The organism is Streptomyces sp. NBC_00104 (assembly GCF_045160825.1).
In the GTDB taxonomy this organism is placed as follows: Bacteria; Actinomycetota; Actinomycetes; order Streptomycetales; family Streptomycetaceae; genus Streptomyces.
Genome location: NZ_CP108215.1, coordinates 4,616,053 through 4,634,515, shown reverse-complemented (window position 1 = coordinate 4,634,515; position 18,463 = coordinate 4,616,053). Strand labels below are relative to the sequence as shown.

Below are 18,463 nucleotides of genomic sequence, written 5' to 3'. Positions count from 1 at the left end.
TCCCTTCTCACGGCGTGCCGGGCCGTCGGCCCGGCACGCCCCTCCCTCTTTCTCACCTCTTCATCCAGGAGAACCCCTCACGTGTTGTCCAGGAACAGCTCACTGCTGCCCAAAAGCTGGGCATGGAGCAGAGCGGGCCGACGCCGGCTGGCGTCCGTCGTCCTGCCCGTGTCCACGGCGGTCGTCGCCACTCTGCTGAGCGCCGCCCCGGCGCTCGCGGCCGACGAGAACCGCGACCACAGCGCCCTGCCGAAGGCCAAGTACGGCAAGGCGGAGCCCTTCGACCCGAAGGCCGCCAAGGTCAAGGACCCGACCGTGGCCGCCGCGCGCGAGTCGCTCGCCAAGGCCCGCGCGAAGGTGACCTGGCCGGGCGCGTCGGTTGTGAAGGTCCGGCCGTCGAAGGCGGGCCGGACGGCCAAGGCCGCCGCAGGCGAAGCCGAGGCCGAGGCGCCGAAGGTGCGCGTCCTCGGCCGCAAGGCCACCGGCGAACTCGGCATCGACGGACTGGTGTTCACCGTCTCCGGTAGTGATGGTGCCAAGACCGCCACCACCGTCGACTACAGCTCCTTCGCCGACGCCTACAGCGGCAACTGGTCCTCCCGGCTGCGTCTCGTCCAGCTCCCCGCGTGCGCCCTGACCACGCCGGAGAAGGCGGAGTGCCGCAGGACCACCCCGGTGGCGTCCGAGAACGACGCCGAGGCGGAGACCGTGACCGCCCGGGTCACCCCGCCCAAGGCCAAGACGGCCAAGGCCGGGCCCGCCGCCATGGTCATGGCCCTGTCCGCCGCGGCCGGCTCCGACCAGGGCACCTACGAGGCCACCCCGCTGGCGGCCTCCTCCACCTGGTCGGCCGGCGGCTCCAACGGCGACTTCACCTGGAACTACCCGCTGGAGACCCCGCCGGCCCCGGCGGGCCCGGCGCCCAACCTGTCCATCGGCTACTCCGCGCAGAGCGTGGACGGCCGCACCTCCTCCACCAGCGCGCAGCCGTCCTGGGTCGGCGAGGGCTTCGACCTGTCGACCTCGTACGTCGAGCGGGCGTACGGCAGTTGTGAGGACGACGGCCAGGACAAGAAGTACGACCAGTGCTGGAAGGAGGACAACGCCTCCCTCGTCCTCAACGGCAAGTCGACGCCCCTGGTGAAGGAGGGCGGCAAGTGGCGGCCCAAGAGCGACGACGGCGAGCGGGTCGTCCACGACACCGGCGCCGTCAACGGCGACGACGGTGACACCGGGGAGAACGGCGACAAGGGTGAGTTCTGGACGGTCACCTCGACCGACGGCACCCAGTACGTCTTCGGCAAGAACCGGCTGCCCGGCTGGAGTTCGGGCAAGGCCGAGACCAACTCGGTGTGGACGCTCCCCGTCTTCGGCGACGACTCCGGCGAGCCCGGGTACTCCTCCGGCGACTCCTTCTCCGGCCGCGCCAAGACCCAGGCCTGGCGGTGGAACCTCGACTACGTCGTGGACCCGCACGGCAACGTCATGACGTACTGGTACGACAAGGAACTCAACCACTACGCCAAGAACGGCACCACCGGCAACGGCACCGAGTACGTCCGGAGCGGCTGGCTCAAGCGCATCGACTACGGCCAGCGCACCGACACGATCTTCTCCACCACCCAACCGGCCGCGGCCCGGGTCAAGTTCACGGTCGCCGAGCGCTGCCTGCCGGTCTCCGGCGGCGAGAGCTGCGGCTCGCTGACCTCGTCCAACCGCAACGCCTGGCCGGACGTCCCGTTCGACCAGATCTGCGCCGCCGACAAGCCCTGCACCGACCAGCCCAGCCCGTCGTTCTTCACCCGCAAGCGCCTGACCGACGTCACCACCCAGGTGTACGACGGCTCCGGCAGCGCCGACACGGACTATCGCGCGGTCAACGCATGGCACCTGGGCCAGACCTTCCCCGACCCGGGCGACGGCTCCGACGCCGGCCTGTGGCTGGACTCCATCAAGCGCACCGGCAAGGTAGGCGGCGACGCCTCCCTGCCGGCGGTGACGTTCAGCGGCATCCAGCTGCACAACCGCGTCGACCGCACCGGCGACGACGTCGCCCCCTTCATCAAGTGGCGGGTCCGCTCGGTCCTTTCGGAGACCGGCTCCAAGCTCACCGTCAACTACTCCAAGGAGGACTGCGTCGCCGGTACGGACGTCCCGTCCGACCTGGACTCCAACACCCGACGCTGCTACCCGGTCAAGTGGATCCCGCCGTCCAACCCGACGCCGGGCACCGACCCCAAGCCGCGCACCGACTTCTTCCACAAGTACGTCGTCACCCAGGTCACCGAGTCCGACCCCTACGGCGGCGCCCCGCTGAAGCAGACGGACTACACCTACAGCGGCGGCGGCGCGTGGGCGTACGACGACGAGTCGCCCATCACCCAGGCCAAGTACCGCACCTGGGGCATCTGGCGCGGCTACCAGAAGGTCACCACGACCACCGGCGAGCCCTCCGGCACCCGCTCGAAGTCGACGACCCTCTACTACCGGGGCATGGACGGCGACAAGCAGTCCGGCGACACCACCCGCAAGGAGACGGTCACCGACTCCACGGGCAAGGCGGTGACGGACTCCGAGCAGTTCGCCGGCCAGGTCCGCGAGCAGATCACGTACAACGGCGTCGACGGCGCCGAGACCAGCGGCACCGTCAACACGCCCTGGTCCCGTACGACCGCCACGGACAAACACTCCTACGGCACGGTCAACGCGTACCTGGTCCGCACCGCCTCCACCGTCACCCGCACCCCGGTGGCCGGCGGCACCACGCTGACCTCCACCAAGTCGACGACGTACGACCCGACGAGCGGTCTCGCCCTGAAGGAGGAGACGGACGCGGCCGGTGAGAAGGACTGCGTCGTCACCGAGTACGCCGTCAACGAGTCGGCGTGGATCCTGTCCCTGCCCAAGCGGGTGGAGAAGGTCTCCACCGGCTGCGACGCCACACCGAAGAGGACGAACGACCCGAAGACGACCGATGTGATCTCGGACGTCCGGGTGTCGTACGACGACCAGGCGTACGGCAAGGCGCCGACGAAGGGCGACGCGACCCGTCAGGAGCGCGTCACCGGCTACGGCACCGACGGCACCGCTCAGCTCCAGACCGTCACCACCGCCAAGTACGACGCGCTGGGCCGGCTCACCGACAGCTGGGACACCAAGGGCACCCGGACCAACCACGCCGAGTACACCCCGGCCGCGGGCGGCCCGCTGACCAAGATCACCGAGACCAATGCCCTCGACCACGCCACCACCACCGAGTACGCGCCCGACTGGGGAGTGCGGACCGCGACCGTCGACCCGAACGGCGGCCGCACGGAGCTGGCGTACGACAGCTTCGGCCGGCTCACCGGCGTATGGCTCGCCGACCGTGACCGGGGCGCCGACCAGGCGCCCACGCACAAGTTCGAGTACAAGGTCCAGAACACCGACGCGTCCTGGATCGCCACCAAGTCGCTGAACCAGGACGGCACCTCGTACCGCACCGAGTACGCCATCTACGACGCGCTGCTGCGGCCGCGCCAGACCCAGACGCCCGCCGCGTCCGGCACGGGTCGCGTCATCACCGAGACGAAGTACGACACACGCGGCCTGGCCGTGTCGTCGTCGGCGGACTACATCGACACCACCGCGCCCTCGGGCAAGCTCGCCAATCTGCTGACGGCGGCCCCGGCCGGTACGGAGACGGTGTACGACGGCGCCGGCCGGCCGGTGATCGAGAAGGTCCTCACCAACGAGAAGGAGTTCTCCCGCACCACCCACACCTACACCGGTGACACCACCACGGTGGAGCCGCCGACCGGTGCGCCCGCCGTGCGCGAGAAGGTCGACGCCCGCGGCCGGCTGTTGGAGAAGCTGGAGTACGACGGCAACAAGGCCACCGGCTCCTTCAACCGCCTCGCCTACGGCTACGACCACGCCGACCGGCTGACCTCCGTCAAGGACGACGACGGCAACGCCTGGTCGTACGGCTTCGACCTCCTGGGCCGGCAGACCAGCACCTCCGACCCGGACGCGGGAGCCAGCACGTCCGAGTTCAACGACCTCGACCAGGTCGTGGCGACCACCGACGCCCGGCAGAAGAGCGTCGGATTCACCTACGACCTGCTCGGCCGGACCACCGGCAAGCTCGACGGCAAGGTCCCGGTGGTGAACGGCGCGCCCGCGCCCGAGGACGCCAAATACCTTGCGCGCTGGACGTACGACTCGATCGCCAAGGGCCAGCTCACTTCGGCCATCCGGTACGTCGGCGGCAAGACCGGCAGCGTGTACGCGCTCACCAACGCCAAGTACGACAAGGTCTACCGGGTCCTGAACGAGCAGTACACGATCAGCAAGACCGAAGGGGCCCTGGCCGGCACCAACGGCACCTGGACCATCGCCAACGCCTACAACCTCGACGGCACCCTCCAGAAGCGCACCATCCCCGCGATGGGCGGCTTCGACCAGGAGGTCCTGAAGTACGGCTACACAGAGCAGCGGATGCCGGACACCCTGGACGGCCTCACCGGCATCGTCCAGAACACCGACTACCTGCCGGCCGGCGAGCAGATCCGCACCACGCTGGGCGTCTCCTCCACGGCGGACTGGACGGAGGTCAACCGGTCCTACGAGACCGGAACCAAGCGGCTGGCCCGCCAGAACGTGGTCTCCGAGACCCACACCGGCACCGACGCGGACGTGTACTACCGCTACGACCTCGCCGGCAACCCGGTCGAGATCGAGGACAAGGCCACCAGCCCCACCGACCGCCAGTGCTTCACCTATGACGGCCACCGCCGGATGAAGTCCGCCTGGACGACCACGGCCGACTGCGCCACCGCGCCCGCCACGGGCAACGTGGGCGGCCCCGGCAAGTACTGGCAGTCGTTCTCGTACGACAGCGCCGGCAACCGCAAGACGGCCACCGACCACCTGTCCGGCGCGACCACCTCGTACGTCTACAAGACGGCCGACCAGCCCCGCCCGCACGCCCTGGCCTCCACCGAGACCAAGAAGGACGGCGCGGTCACCGCCACCACCGGCTACACCTACGACAAGGCGGGCAACACCGACCTCAGGACCGTCGGCGGCAAGACCCAGGACCTCGACTTCAACACCGAGGGCAGCCTGGAGAAGGTCACCGAGGCGGACAAGTCGACCACCGAGTACCTCAACGACGCGGCCGGCAACCGGCTCATCCGCCGTGACGCCACCGGCACCACCCTCTACCTGGGCGAGACCGAGCTGCGGCTCGACAAGGCGGGCAAGGTCTCGGCGACCCGTTACTACGTCCACGGCAGCGACATGGTCGCCGTGCGTACGTCGGCGGGCCTGTCCTGGATGGCCGGCGACCACAACGGCACGGCGAACGTCCAGGTCGACGCGGCCACCCAGCGGGTCACCCGGCGGCAGATGAAGCCGTTCGGCGAGGACCGGGGCACGGCCGCCACCGCGTGGGTCGGTGAACGGGGCTTCGTCGGCGGCATCAAGGACCCGACCGGTCTCACCCACCTCGGCGCCCGCGAGTACGACCCGACCACCGGACGATTCATCAGCGTCGACCCCGTCGCGGACCTCAAGGATCCGCAGCAGATCAACGGCTACGCCTACAGCAACAACAACCCGGTCACCTTCGCGGACCCGGACGGCAAGTTCTTCTTCGCCCTGGTCGCGCTGATCATGGCCGTCGTCCCGCTGGTCGTGGCGTACTACAACTACGTCAGCAACAAGTCCTCCGGCTCCAACGGCTCCGGAGGCATGTCCACGATGGGCAGCGCCAACTACGGCAGCGGTGGCACGGGCACCGACTGCTCGGCCACGTATCCGGCGTACAAGCCGGGCTGCAACACGAACGTGGAGCCTGAGGATCCACGGGCGGAGGGGTCCTTCAAGGACTTCGCGGCGTCGGCCGGTCATGCGTTCCTCGAGGGCTGGGAGGGCCTGGCCGAGCTCACCCCGGCCTGCTGGTTCCAGGACTGCGGTGCTCCCACGGACGCCTACGACGACTTCGTCGAAGGCAAGGGCGTCGACGAGGACTCTCAGGCGTACGACGCCGGCGAGGACGTCGTCGGCGTCGCGGGGATGCTCAACATCAGCGGGTGGCTCAAACTCCTCTCCAAGAAACTGGTGAAGGAGACCAGCCAGAAGGCGGCCAAGGAAGCGGACGCGCCGAACCCCGGCTGCACCCAGTGCTTCCTGGCGGGCACCGACGTGCGGATGGCCGACGGTTCCACCAAGGACATCGAGGACGTCGAGGTTGGTGACGAGGTCCTCGCCACGGATCCGGAGACCGGCGAGACGGGTGCCCGCAAGGTCACCCACCTCATCGTCACGGAGGACGACAAGCACTTCAACGAGCTGTCCATCGCCACCGAGGACGGCGTCGAGAAGCTCACGGCGACCCATGAGCACCCCTTCTGGTCGCCGTCCGAGCGGGACTGGATCGAGGCACGCGACCTCCGGCCGGGCATGACCCTGCGCACCGACGAGGGCGACACGGTCGTCATCACCGGCAACCGCGCCTTCGAGCGGCACGCCCGCACGTACAACTTCACGGTCGCGGACCTGCACACGTACTACGTGCTGGCGGGCGAGACTCCGGTTCTGGTCCACAACTCGAGCTGCCCCAGGTTCATCGTCGACAAGGCCGGTAATGTCGTCGAACTCCCGCAGGTCCAGAAGACGATCAGCAAGCAGAAGCAGGATCGTCACATTCTCAATGGAAACGGATATCGAGGCGGTGGCTACTTCAATTCGCACGCCGATGCCCAGAAGGTGCTCGACGCCTACCACGGAGGTCAGGCACAGGTCATGGGCGTGACCAAGAACGGACACATCCAGATCAGGGTCTCCAGCGTCACGGGGTACGACAACAACCCGCGAGCAGGCCGACTGGGCGTGGCCACGAACATCTTCATGATCAAGGGAACGAAGAGTCCGAGTGTGGTGCCGATGAATCCCAGCGCGAGTGCGCCGTGACCGGCCCGGACGCGCTGCGGCGCGAGAACGGCATCGTCCTGGACGCTGTCCAGGCGCTGTTGGGCCTGATCTCCTCGGATGTGATCGCCGTGGCGGTCCTCGTCGAGGCGCATCGTGTGGAACTGACGTTCTGGGTCCGCGGCCGCACTCCCGAGATCGAAGAGGACGTGGACCAGGCCGTCTTCGAGCTGGACGCCCTGTTCTCCGAGGAGCACCCCCTCATCGAGAGCCGCATCCACGTGGGGCACCCGGATCCGACCATGCTCGGTTCGTACGGTCGGATGATCTATTGGGCGAAGTGACGACTCGATGAACCAGTTGCCCCGTCGGCGGATTCGTCCGGCGGGGCAACTCCCTTTCCGGGGCTGCTCAGCCCTTCAGCACCGGAAACCTCCGAGGCGCCACCACCAGCAGCACCAGCAGCGCCGCCACCGCCGCGCACCCCGCCCCCAGGTACACCGCGTGGACCGCGTCCGCGACCGCTCGGCGGACCGGCTCGGACGCCGGGCCGGAGCCGAGGTCGTGGGCGATGGCGTCGAGGTTTCCCGAGCCGCCCAGCCGGGAGGCCAGCACCCCGTTCGCGACCGCCCCGAAGGCCGCCGCGCCCAGGGTCTGCCCGGTCTGGCGGCAGAAGAGGATGGAAGCGGTGGCGGTGCCCCGCTCCTCCCACTCCACCGACGACTGGACGCCGATGATCAGGGGGAGCTGGAAGAGCCCCAGCGCGGCGCCCAGCAGGAGCATCAGCAGCGTCGGCTGCCAGGGTTCGCCGGGGTAGGGGAGGAAGGCGAACGAGAAGAGGACGAGCGCTGCCGCCGTGATGCCGAGGATCGACGTGTTCCGGAAGCCGACGCGGCGGTAGACGTGCTGGCTGAGGGCCGCCGACAACGGCCAGGTCAGAGTCCAGACGGAGACGACGAAACCGGCGGCCACCGGCGCCAGGCCCAGCACCGACTGGGCGTACGTCGCGAGGAACACCGTGGGCGCGACCATCAACAGCCCGAGTGCGCCGAGCGCCAGGTTCACCGACGCGATCGTGCGCCTGCGCCACACCCAGCCCGGGATGATCGGCTCGGCGGCCCGGCGTTCGATCAGCACCAGCACGGCGATCAGGGCGACTCCCGTGCCCAGCAGGGTGAGTGAGGGCCAGGAGAGCCAGGACCAGGCCACCCCGCCCTGCACCAGCGCTGTCAGCAGGGCCCCTCCGCAGGCGAGGATCGTCAGGGCGCCCGCCCAGTCGATCCGGGGCCGGCTGGTCGACTCCCTCGGCGGCTCGTGCAGATGACGGGCCAGCAGCCACAACGCCGCCGCCCCGAGCGGCAGGTTGATGAGGAAGATCCAGCGCCAGTCCGCGTACGCGGCCAGGACACCGCCCACTCCGGGGCCCGCCACCGCCGACACCGCCCACACCGTGGACAGTCTGGACTGGATCCTGGGCCGTTCTTCGAGCGGATACAGATCCGCCGCCAGCGTCTGCACCGTGCCCGCGAGGGCGCCGCCGCCCAGGCCCTGGACGATCCGGAAGGCGATCAGGGCGGCCATGTTCCAGGCCAGCGCGCACAGCAGCGAGCCCAGCAGGAACAGGGCGGCGCCCACGACGAGGACCGGTTTGCGGCCGAAGGTGTCGGAGAGCCTGCCGTAGACGGGGAGGGTGACGGTGGCGGCGAGCAGATAGCCGGAGAAGAGCCAGGAGAAGACGGAGAAGCCACCGAGGTCGGCGACGATCTGCGGTACGGCGATCGAGACGATCGTGGCGTCCAGCGCGGCCAGGCCCATGGCCAGCATCAGCGCGGCGGTGACGGCTCTTCGGCGGCCGGTTCCGGTGTGCCGTGCCGAGTCGCCTGGCGCGGGTCGTGTCTCGCCCACCGGATCGCCGTCCACCGGATCGCCGTCCACCGGATCGCCGTCCACCGGATCGCCGTCCACCGGGCTGTCGTCCACCAGATGCCTTCCCCTTGCACCTATCTGCCGCCGACCACCATGCCATTGACCCTGACGCCACGGCAGGGTGCAGCCTGGTCGCGCCGGAGGGAGACGGAGGGAGGAGTCGAACCCCGAGGCCGTCTCCTCCCGGCGGGCGAGATCCCCTAGGGGTACCTCCGTACTACGGCCGGGGGCGGGTTCGTACCGCCGGAGGACGAGACGGCAGGCCTCCCGTCCTTAACCTGGCTTTACGCCGCTGGGGGGCGGTGCACCGGAGCGGTGGGGGTGGGGTTTTCCCCAGCAGAAGACTGCGCTGGGCACCAGCGCGCCGAACCCCCTCGAGGACCAGACTCATCGACGTACCACTTCGGAACTTCGAAACCTCGAAACCCCGGAACCTCGGAACCTCGAACGCAGCATCGGCATCACCTGCCGACCGACTTAGGAGACATACCGTGACATCGGCTGTGACCATCACCAGGCACGGGGGTACTGGAGGGACTACGGCCGTTGCCGCGCGGGCGCGGCAGGTCGTGAAGGCGTACGGGTCCGGTGAGACCCGCGTCGTCGCCCTCGACCATGTGGACGTGGACATCGCGCGGGGACAGTTCACCGCGATCATGGGCCCCTCGGGGTCCGGCAAGTCCACCCTCATGCACTGCCTCGCCGGACTCGACACCGTGACGTCGGGTCAGATCCACCTCGACGACACCGAGATCACCGGACTCAAGGACAAGAAGCTCACGCGGCTGCGCCGGGACCGGATCGGGTTCATCTTCCAGGCGTTCAACCTGCTGCCGACGCTGAACGCGATAGAGAACATCACGCTCCCGATGGACATCGCCGGGCGCAAGCCGAACAAGGAGTGGCTGGGGCGGGTCGTCGACACCGTCGGCCTGAGCGACCGGCTCAAGCACCGGCCCACCCAGCTCTCCGGCGGCCAGCAGCAGCGCGTCGCCGTGGCCCGGGCACTGGCCGCGCGGCCGGAGATCATCTTCGGTGACGAGCCGACCGGCAACCTGGACTCGCGGGCCGGCGCCGAGGTGCTGGGCTTCCTGCGCACGTCGGTCGACGAGCTCGGCCAGACCATCGTCATGGTCACGCACGACCCGGTGGCCGCCTCGTACGCGGACCGTGTGCTGTACCTGGCCGACGGCCGCATCGTCGACGAGATGTACAAGCCGACCGCCGAAGCCGTGCTGGACCGCATGAAGGACTTCGACGCCCGGGGGCGTACGTCATGAGTGTCATGAAGACCTCGATGCGCAACTTCTTCGCGCACAAGGGACGGATGGCGCTGTCGGCCATCGCGGTCATGCTCTCGGTGGCGTTCGTGACGGGGACCCTGGTCTTCACCGACACGATGGGCACGACGTTCGACAAGCTGTTCGCGGCCACCGCCTCCGACGTCACGGTCAGCGCCAAGGGCGCCTCGGACAGCGGTGAGACGCAGTCCGACAACGGCAAGCCGCCGGTCATGCCGGCATCGGTCGTCGACAAGGTCGGTGGCGCGGACGGCGTGAAGGCGGCCGAGGGGACCGTCTTCTCGACCTCGGTCACCGTCGTCGACGCCGACAAGGACAGCCTCTCGCCCACCAGCGGCGCCCCGACCATCGTCGGCAACTGGAACGCCAACGACGCCCGCACCATGAAGATCTCGTCCGGCAACGCCCCGCGCGGCCCCGACCAGATCGTGGTCGACGCGGACACCGCCGACAAGCACGACCTGAAGCTCGGCGACGCGATCGGTGTGATCAGCGCCGTCGGCACGCACGAGGCGAAGGTCTCCGGCATCGCAGACTTCCAGGTCACCAACCCGGGCGCGGCGATCTTCTACCTCGACACCGCGACCGCCCAGAAGGCCCTCGTCGGCGAGACGGGCGTGTACACCAACGTCAACATCACCGCGGACACCGGCTTCACCGACGCGCAGGTGAAGAAGAACGTCTCCGCCGAACTCGGCGCCGCCTACAAGGTGCAGACCGCCAAGGAGATCGCGGACGCCAACGCCAAGGACGTCGGCGAGTTCATGGGCGTGATGAAGTACGCGATGCTCGGCTTCGCCGGGATCGCCTTCCTCGTCGGCATCTTCCTGATCATCAACACCTTCTCGATGCTGGTCGCCCAGCGGACCCGCGAGATCGGCCTCATGCGGGCCATCGGCTCCAGCCGCGGCCAGGTCAACCGGTCGGTCCTCGTCGAGGCGCTGCTCCTGGGTGTCTTCGGCTCGATCCTCGGCGTCGCCGGCGGTGTCGGACTCGCCATCGGCCTGATGAAGCTGATGAGCGCCACCGGCATGAACCTGTCCACCGACGACCTCACCGTCGCCTGGACCACCCCGGCGGTCGGCCTGCTCCTCGGCATCGTCGTCACCGTCCTCGCCGCGTACGTGCCGGCCCGGCGCGCCGGCAAGGTCTCCCCGATGGCCGCCCTGCGCGACGCCGGCGCCCCGCTGGACGCCAAGGCCGGAGTCGTACGGGCCGCGATCGGCCTGCTCCTGACCGGCGCCGGCGGCTACTGCCTGTACCTGGCGTCCGCCGCCGCCAAGGCGAGCGAGGGCTCGATGTGGCTGGGCGGCGGGGTCGTCCTGTCCCTCATCGGCTTCGTCGTCATCGGCCCGCTGCTCGCCGGTGCCGTGGTGCGGGTGCTGGGCGCGGTCGTCCTGCGGGCCTTCGGACCCGTCGGCCGGATGGCCGAGCGCAACGCGCTGCGCAACCCCCGCCGTACGGGGGCCACGGGCGCCGCCCTGATGATCGGTCTCGCCCTGGTCGCCTGTCTGTCGGTCGTCGGCTCCTCCATGGTCGCCTCGGCCACGGATCAGCTCGACAAGACGGTCGGCACGGACTTCATCATCCAGTCCGACACCGGCCAGCTGATCACCCCGCAGGCCGTCGAGGCGGCGAAGTCCGCCGAGGGCATCAAGAGCGTCACCGAGTACAAGTACACCCAGGCCGACTTCACCACCCCCGACGGCAAGACACTCAAGAAGACGGCGATCACCGCCGCCGACCCGAGCTACGCCACCGACCTCGCCACCGAGGTCGTCGCGGGCAGGCTGGCGGACGCCTACAAGCCCGACTCGATGTCCGTGCACGAGAAGTTCGCCAAGGACCACGACGTCGAGCTCGGCTCGAAGATCGCCGTCGCCTTCAAGGACGGCCGCACGGCCGACCTGACCGTCCGCGCGATCACCAGCAGCGACGTCGTCATCGACGCCGGGGCGATGTACACCTCCATCGACACGATGGCCACGTACGTCCCCGCCGACAGGATGCCCCTCGACCAGCTGCTCTTCGCCTCGGCGAAGGAGGGGCAGGACGCGGCCGCGTACAAGTCCCTCAAGGACGCGCTGCACGACTACCCGCAGTACGAGGTCCGCGACCAGACCGACTACAAGGAAGCGCTGAAGGGCCAGATCGACCAGCTCCTGAACATGATCTACGGCCTGCTCGCCCTCGCGATCATCGTCGCGATCCTGGGAGTCGTGAACACGCTGGCCCTGTCGGTCGTCGAGCGGACGCGCGAGATCGGTCTGATGCGAGCGATCGGTCTCTCCCGCCGCCAGCTGCGCCGCATGATCCGCCTGGAGTCGGTTGTCATCGCCCTCTTCGGCGCGCTGCTCGGCCTGGGCCTGGGCATGGGCTGGGGCGCCACCGCCCAGCAGCTCCTCGCCCTGGAGGGCCTGAAGGTCCTCGACATCCCGTGGCCGACGATCATCGGGGTCTTCATCGGCTCGGCCTTCGTGGGCCTGTTCGCCGCGCTGGTGCCGGCGTTCCGGGCGGGCCGCATGAACGTACTGAACGCGATCGCGACGGAGTAGCCACCGAGCGGCCATCGGCCACCGGCCACCGGCCACCGGCCACTGAGCACGGGGGAACGGGGGAACGGGGGAACGGGGAACGGGGAACGGGGGAACCGGGGAACCGGGGGAGAGCCCGGCGTCGGGAAGCGGAGGCTTCCGGGCGCCGGGCTCCACCCGTCTCCGGGGGGCGTGATCAGCAGGACGAGGTGATCAGCAGGAGGACGTGATCAGGGGGACGTGCTCTCGGGGGACGTGCTCGCGGGGGACGTACGTTTCAGCAGCACGTATCCCTGGATGACGCCTCGCAGCACGTACGCGTCCCGCGGATGCAGCTGACGGGCGAACGCGGGGACGTCCTTCACCCAGCCGGAGGAGTTGTTGAAGGCGATGTAGTCGGGCGCGATCCCCTTGGCGCGGCCGATCCAGAAGACGCGGCAGCGGGAGGTCAGCCGGCTGATGGGGCCGATGTTGGACTCGACGGTGGCCCCGTCCGGGATGGTGTCCAGCAGCTTCTCCACGGCCCTGACACCGGCCGGGACACGATAGGCGTCGGCCTTGGTGAGGCCGCCCAGCGGCAGCGCGGTCGTCAGGGCGAGCGCGGCCGCGAGGACGGCGGCGGGCAGATGGAGGGAGTACGAGCGCAGCCACGGGCGGGAGCTGCGGCGGGCGGCCGGGAGCGCGTCGACGAGCGCGAGGGTGACGATCGGCATCAGTACGGCGCTGTAGTGCCAGCTCGTGCCCCAGTAGTGCTGGTCGGAGGAGACGAACCGCCAGCCCAGGGTGGGAAGGAGGGCGAGGAGGATCGGTGAGCGCAGGGCGAGCAGTCCGCTGGTCGGGACCAGCAGCCAGAGGAGGGTGCGGATCTTGACGTCCACGCCGTCGAGGGGGCCGGAGCCGCCGACCTTGGCGAGGTAGTCGGAGGCACCGGCGGTGTTGAAGGCCGGGATGACCACGGTGAAGGTGAGCAGCGTGGCCGCCGCGCCGAACGCCGCGACCGCGATGGCGTACGGCACCACCCGGGGTGAGCCGTGCCGCCGGGCCCGTAGCGCGACGACGACCGCGATGGCCGCCAGTGTCAGCCCCTGGTCCTCCTTGACCAGCACCAACGGGAGCGCCCAGAGCAGCGCCGCCCGCCACCGCCGCAGCAGCAGCGCCTCCAGGGAGAACGCGATCAGCGGAACCGCGAAACAGATCTCGTGGAAGTCGAAGTCCACGGCGTTCTGCAGTCCCCACGACAGCCCGTACGCCACCCCCAGCGCGAGCCCCCGGGCCCGCCCCAGCACGCGCGTCGCCGCCCGGGTCACCGGTATCGCCGACAGCGCGAACAGCGCCGCCTGCGCGACGAGCAGCGTCACGGGGGACGGAAACACCCGGTAGAACGGCGCGAGCAGCACGGTGACCGGGCTGAAGTGATCCCCGAGAACGTTGTACCCCGGCCCCTTCAGCTCCACGACCGGTGCCTGGAAGTGCGCGTACGCCCGCACCGTCTGTTCGAAGATCCCCAGGTCGTACGAACGGGTCCCCATCCGCAGGTACCGCCCGACCGACACCGTGGCGTACGCCACGAACAGCCCGACCGCCAGCAGGTACGGCTCACGGCCCGCAAGGGGGAATCGCCGGTCACGGGGCGGGGCCGAGGCCGCGAACGGCCCCGGTATGAGCGACGGCGCCGACGGCTTCGTGGACGGGGCGCTCGGGACCATGGGTGCTCACGTTCGGCTGGGGGCGGGGGACAAGGGGTGCCTCAAGAGACTAGGCGGCCTGTGTTCGCAGGGGCGCAGCCCCTGCTCTCAAGGGGCGCGGGGAACTGCGCGATCGACCACGACGCTCCCGCACGTACGAACAAACGCACAGGGAAACGCACAGGGACCCGGGGGTCGAAGGGGCGCAGCCCCTGGTGACGGGGACGGGTAGGGGCGGCGGGGGCGAGACAGAAGTCGTCCACACCCCCCACACCGCTCGTCGTACCCTGGACACCCCCGGCCCGTCACACGAGTCCGGGCGTTCGTGTTGCCCCAGCAGCCCCACGAGCCAGTAGCCCCACCCTTGAGCCCCACACCTTGCCCACCCGGACGGGAAACGCCCTCAATGAGCCTCCACGGTCTGCTAGACGCCGTAGTCAAGGACGCCCCCCTCGCGGAAGCGATCAGGGCGGCGTCCGACGGCCACCGCACCCACATCGACCTGGTCGGCCCCCCGGCGGCCCGCCCCTTCGCGGTGGCCGCCCTCGCCCGGGACGCCGGCCGCCCCGTACTCGCCGTGACGGCGACGGGCCGCGAGGCCGAGGACCTGGCGGCGGCCCTGCGCTCCCTGCTCCCCCCGGACGGCGTCGTGGAGTACCCGGCGTGGGAGACGCTCCCGCACGAGCGCCTCAGCCCGCGCAGCGACACCGTCGGCCGCCGTCTCGCCGTCCTGCGCCGCCTGACCCACCCGCGCCCCGACGACCCGGAGACCGGCCCGGTCTCGGTGGTCGTCGCCCCGGTCCGTTCGGTCCTCCAGCCCCAGGTCAAGGGTCTCGGCGACCTGGAACCGGTCGCCCTGCGCACGGGCGAGACGGCCGACCTGAACCGTACGGTCGAGGCGCTGGCGGCAGCCGCGTACTCCCGCGTCGAACTCGTCGAGAAGCGCGGCGAGTTCGCCGTACGCGGCGGCATCCTGGACGTCTTCCCGCCGACCGAGGAGCACCCCCTCCGGGTGGAGTTCTGGGGCGACGACGTCGAGGAGATCCGGTACTTCAAGGTCGCCGACCAGAGATCGCTGGAGGTCGCCGCGCACGGCCTGTGGGCGCCGCCCTGCCGTGAACTCCTCCTCACCGACGACGTACGCGCCCGCGCGCGTGCCCTCGCCGAACGCCACCCGGAACTGGGCGAACTCCTCGACAAGATCGCCGAGGGCATCGCCGTCGAAGGGATGGAATCCCTCGCTCCGGTCCTCGTCGACGACATGGAACTGCTGATCGACGTCCTGCCGAAGGGCGCCATGACGATCGTGTGCGACCCGGAGCGGGTGCGGACGCGGGCCGCGGACCTGGTGACCACCTCGCAGGAGTTCCTGCAGGCGTCGTGGGCGGCGACCGCCGGAGGCGGCGAGGCACCCATCGACGTCGGCGCGGCCTCCCTCCGGTCCATCGCGGACGTCCGCGACCGGGCCCGTGAGCTGGACATGATGTGGTGGTCGGTGTCGCCGTTCGCGGCCGACGAGGAGCTTGAGGCGGACACCCTCAAGCTGGGCATGCACGCCCCCGAGACCTACCGCGGCGACACGGCCAAGGCCCTCGCCGACACCAAGGGCTGGCTCGCCGACGGCTGGCGCACGGTGTTCGTGACGGAGGCCCACGGCCCGGCCGCCCGCACGGTCGAGGTGCTCGGCGGCGAGGGCATCGCCGCCCGGCTGGCGGCCGACCTGAAGGAGGTCGCCCCGTCCGTCGTGCACGTGGCGTGCGGCTCGATCGACTACGGCTTCATCGACCCGTCCCTGAAGCTGGCGGTCCTCACCGAGACCGACCTGTCCGGACAGAAGGCCGCCGGCAAGGACGGCGCCCGGATGCCCGCCCGCCGCCGCAAGACCATCGACCCGCTCACCCTCGAAGCGGGCGACTACATCGTCCACGAGCAGCACGGCGTCGGCCGCTACATCGAGATGGTCCAGCGGACCGTGCAGGCCGCGACCCGTGAGTACCTGGTCGTGGAGTACGCCCCCGCCAAGCGCGGCCAGCCCGGCGACCGCCTCTACATCCCGACCGACCAGCTGGAACAGATCACGAAGTACGTCGGTGGCGAGGCACCCACGCTGCACCGCCTGGGCGGCGCCGACTGGACGAAGACCAAGGCGCGCGCGAAGAAGGCGGTCAAGGAGATCGCCGCCGACCTCATCAAGCTGTACAGCGCGCGGATGGCGGCGCCCGGTCACGCGTTCGGTGCGGACACGCCCTGGCAGCGGGAGCTGGAGGACGCCTTCCCGTACGCCGAGACGCCCGACCAGCTGACGACGATCGCCGAGGTCAAGGAGGACATGGAGAAGACGGTCCCGATGGACCGCCTGATCTGCGGCGACGTCGGCTACGGCAAGACGGAGATCGCGGTCCGGGCCGCCTTCAAGGCCGTCCAGGACGGCAAGCAGGTCGCCGTCCTCGTCCCGACCACCCTCCTGGTGCAGCAGCACTTCGGCACGTTCAGCGAGCGGTACTCGCAGTTCCCGGTGAACGTCCGGGCCCTGTCCCGCTTCCAGACGGACACCGAGGCCAAGGGCACGCTGGAGGGGCTGCGCGAGGGCGCGGTCGACATCGTCATCGGCACCCACCGCCTCTTCTCCTCCGAGACCAAGTTCAAGGATCTCGGCCTCGTCATCGTGGACGAGGAGCAGCGGTTCGGCGTCGAGCACAAGGAGCAGCTGAAGAAGCTGCGCGCGAACGTGGACGTCCTGACGATGTCCGCGACGCCGATCCCGCGCACCCTGGAGATGGCGGTCACGGGCATCAGGGAGATGTCGACGATCACGACGCCTCCGGAGGAACGGCACCCGGTCCTGACCTTCGTCGGCCCGTACGAGGAGAAGCAGATCGGCGCGGCCATCCGCCGCGAACTGCTGCGCGAGGGCCAGGTCTTCTACATCCACAACCGGGTGGAGTCCATCGACCGCGCGGCTTCCCGGCTGCGCGAGATCGTCCCCGAGGCACGCATCGCGACGGCCCACGGCCAGATGTCGGAACAGGCCCTGGAGCAGGTCGTCGTCGACTTCTGGGAGAAGAAGTTCGACGTCCTCGTCTCGACGACGATCGTGGAGTCGGGCATCGACATCTCCAACGCGAACACGCTGATCGTGGAGCGGGGAGACACCTTCGGCCTGTCGCAGCTGCACCAGTTGAGGGGGCGTGTCGGCCGAGGCCGGGAGCGGGGCTACTCGTACTTCCTGTACCCGCCGGAGAAGCCCCTGACGGAGACCGCGCACGAGCGCCTCGCGACCATCGCCCAGCACACGGAGATGGGCGCGGGCATGTACGTGGCGATGAAGGACCTGGAGATCCGGGGCGCGGGCAATCTGCTGGGCGGCGAACAGTCCGGCCACATCGCGGGCGTCGGCTTCGACCTCTACGTCCGCATGGTGGGCGAAGCCGTCGCGGACTACCGCCGCCAGCTGGAGACCGGGGGGATCGAGGAGGAGCCGCCGCTCGAGGTCAAGATCGAGCTGCCGGTCGACGCGCACGTCCCGCACGACTACGCGCCGGGGGAGCGGCTGAGGTTGCAGGCGTACCGGGCGATCGCCTCCGTCAACACCGAGGCCGACATCGCCGCGGTACGCGAGGAACTCGTCGACCGCTACGGCAAGCTCCCCGAGCCGGTGGAGAACCTGCTGCTGGTCGCCGGTCTGCGCATGCTCGCCCGCGCCTGCGGTGTCGGCGAGATCGTCCTCCAGGGCGCCAACATCCGCTTCGCCCCGGTGGAACTGCGGGAGTCCCAGGAGCTCCGCCTCAAGCGCCTGTACCCGGGCACGGTCATCAAGCCGGCCGCCCACCAGGTGCTGGTGCCCCGCCCGAAGACGGCGAAGGTGGGCGGGAAGCCGCTGGTCGGACGGGATCTGCTGGGGTGGACCGGGGAGTTCCTGGCTTCGATTCTGGGCTCGTGAGGGCGTAGGGGACGTTCGCCGGTCGACGGCGCCCGCCGTCCATCGCGGGCGCCCGCCGTCCATCGCTGTCGATCGCTGTCGATCGCTTGCGGAACGACCCGGCATCCGTACCGCGGCCCCGGCCGGAGAAGTCCGGTCGGGGCAGCCGCGGGCCGAACGTCA

Annotated in this window: 7 protein-coding genes; 5 read left to right on the top strand and 2 right to left on the bottom strand. The window is 69.9% G+C overall.

Annotated features, from left to right (window positions below; all coding sequences use genetic code 11):
* Positions 1-81: 81 nt before the first annotated feature.
* On the top strand, positions 82-6,957 hold the full coding sequence (locus OG272_RS20195) for a polymorphic toxin-type HINT domain-containing protein (protein ID WP_405894300.1): 6,876 nt from the start codon (positions 82-84) through the stop codon (positions 6,955-6,957).
* Entirely contained in the window at positions 6,954-7,259 is a 306-nt protein-coding gene (locus tag OG272_RS20190) for a hypothetical protein (protein ID WP_326582264.1), read from the top strand. Before OG272_RS20195 ends, OG272_RS20190 begins: the two co-directional genes overlap by 4 nt.
* Positions 7,260-7,326: 67 nt before the next feature.
* Here the strand turns inward: OG272_RS20190 and OG272_RS20185 are convergent, their stop codons facing one another.
* Positions 7,327-8,820, bottom strand: a complete 1,494-nt coding sequence (locus OG272_RS20185) for an MFS transporter (RefSeq protein ID WP_327732229.1) — start codon at positions 8,818-8,820, stop codon at positions 7,327-7,329.
* A gap of 512 nt (positions 8,821-9,332) precedes the next feature.
* Here OG272_RS20185 and OG272_RS20180 point away from each other — a divergent pair.
* Both OG272_RS20180 and OG272_RS20175 read left to right on the top strand, forming a co-directional pair.
* The gene (locus tag OG272_RS20180) at positions 9,333-10,121 is read left to right on the top strand and encodes an ABC transporter ATP-binding protein (RefSeq protein ID WP_326582265.1); all 789 of its coding nucleotides are present in this window, start codon (positions 9,333-9,335) and stop codon (positions 10,119-10,121) included.
* Complete coding sequence (locus OG272_RS20175) at positions 10,118-12,697, top strand: FtsX-like permease family protein (RefSeq protein ID WP_326582266.1); 2,580 nt, start codon at positions 10,118-10,120, stop codon at positions 12,695-12,697. Before OG272_RS20180 ends, OG272_RS20175 begins: the two co-directional genes overlap by 4 nt.
* 209 nt (positions 12,698-12,906) lie before the next feature.
* Here the strand turns inward: OG272_RS20175 and OG272_RS20170 are convergent, their stop codons facing one another.
* The gene (locus OG272_RS20170) at positions 12,907-14,382 is read right to left on the bottom strand and encodes a DUF2079 domain-containing protein (protein WP_405894297.1); all 1,476 of its coding nucleotides are present in this window, start codon (positions 14,380-14,382) and stop codon (positions 12,907-12,909) included.
* 385 nt (positions 14,383-14,767) lie between these two features.
* Between OG272_RS20170 and mfd the strand changes: the two genes are divergently transcribed.
* Positions 14,768-18,301 (top strand): transcription-repair coupling factor, encoded by a 3,534-nt coding sequence (mfd, locus tag OG272_RS20165; RefSeq protein WP_405894296.1) that lies wholly within the window; start codon positions 14,768-14,770, stop codon positions 18,299-18,301.
* Positions 18,302-18,463: the final 162 nt, after the last annotated feature.